The 1,385-nt window shown below is 68.5% G+C and carries 1 protein-coding gene; it reads left to right on the top strand.

Going from position 1 to position 1,385, the window contains the following annotated elements; genetic code table 11:
- Nucleotides 1–272 precede the first annotated feature (272 nt).
- On the top strand, nucleotides 273–1,208 hold the full coding sequence (locus NON00_RS24520) for a restriction endonuclease (protein WP_256025423.1): 936 nt from the start codon (nucleotides 273–275) through the stop codon (nucleotides 1,206–1,208).
- The last annotated feature ends 177 nt before the right edge of the window (nucleotides 1,209–1,385 follow it).

Here is a 1,385-nt window from a genome sequence, read left to right as displayed (position 1 = left end):
AGACCGCCCGATCATTCCTCGGCATCCTCTGCCTCGCAGCCACCGCAGACTGGATCAAGCTCTAACAGGCCTTAGTCTTACGGCTCAGCAGGCGGGCTAGCAGGCGATCGAGCAGGGCGTAGCCGGCGCACTGGAGGAGAACACAACGGCAGTTCGCTCCCCGGGTAGAATTTTGCCACGCACCCCTCCCCCGCCCAGGATGGCGCGGCAATCATACCGGCCCGAATCGCGCGCCAGGGCCGGCGCTTCCGTCCATCGATAAGGCTGTTGGCATGAGCATCCCTGACTACCAGACGCTGATGACCCCCGTGCTGGAACTGGCCGCCCAGGGAGAAACCAGCATCCCCGCCGCGGCCCAGGCCATCGCCATGCGGTTTGGCCTCTCGGCGGAGGAGCAGGAACAACTCATGCCCAGCGGCCGCCAGCGCCTGCTGCATAACCGGCTGCACTGGGCCAAATTCTACCTCAGCAAGGCCGGCCTGCTGGAAAGCCCGCGCCGCGGCCGCTTTGCCGCAACCGAGGCCGGGCGGGCATTGCTGGCCGCACCACCGCCGCGCCTGGATAACGCCTTCCTGCTGAGCATCCCGGCCTTCCGCGCCTTTCACCGCGGTGACGATGCGGCTGATGAGGCCCCCTCCCCGCTCGCCACGGCCTCCATCCCGGTGGCGCCAGCCGAGGCCGCGGCCACGCCGGAAGACGCCATCGATGGCGCCTACCGCATCCTGCATGCCTCCCTGCGCGCGGAACTCCTGGAGCGCATCCTCCAGAACGGGCCCGACTTCTTCGAGCAGGTGATCGTCGAGTTGCTGGTGGCCATGGGCTATGGCGGCTCCCGCCGCAACGCTGCCGAGCGTCTCGGGCGGTCAGGCGATGGCGGCGTGGATGGGGTGATCAACGAGGACGTGCTGGGCCTGGACCGCGTCTATATCCAGGCCAAGCGCTATGCGCCCGGCAACACGGTGGGCCGGCCCGAAGTCCAGGCCTTCACGGGCAGCCTGGTGGGGCTGGGCGCCTCCAAGGGGGTCTTTGTCACTACGTCGGGCTTCTCGGCCCAGGCGGCCGAATATGCCGGCCGCATCCCGCAGCGCGTCGTCCTGATCGACGGCCAGCAACTGGCAGCGCTGATGGTCGAGCATTCCGTGGGGGTGCGGATCAGCCGCGTCATCGAGTTCAAGCGGCTGGATGAGGATTTCTTCAGCGATGAATAGGCCGGGGCGGGCGTGGCGTGAGCATCATCTGCCAGCCTAACGGCGGCACCCCTTCCCCCGCTTCGCCACCGGCTTGGGCTTCTGCGCCGGCGCCGCCAGACGCAGCGGCTTGGTGGCGGGCATGCCAGCCGCTCCGGCATAGCGCTGCAGCGTCGCGCCGGCGGCCAGATGCGGATA

Origin of the sequence: Roseomonas sp. GC11 (genome assembly GCF_024437745.1) — a bacterium.
In the GTDB taxonomy this organism is placed as follows: domain Bacteria; phylum Pseudomonadota; class Alphaproteobacteria; order Acetobacterales; family Acetobacteraceae; genus Pseudoroseomonas.
This window is presented reverse-complemented; position numbering and strand designations above follow the sequence as displayed.

What these genes read in the sequence shown, in the direction of transcription:
- NON00_RS24520 (WP_256025423.1), top strand. Translation starts at nt 273, where the DNA reads ATGAGCATCCCTGACTACCAGACGCTGATGACCCCCGTGCTGGAACTG.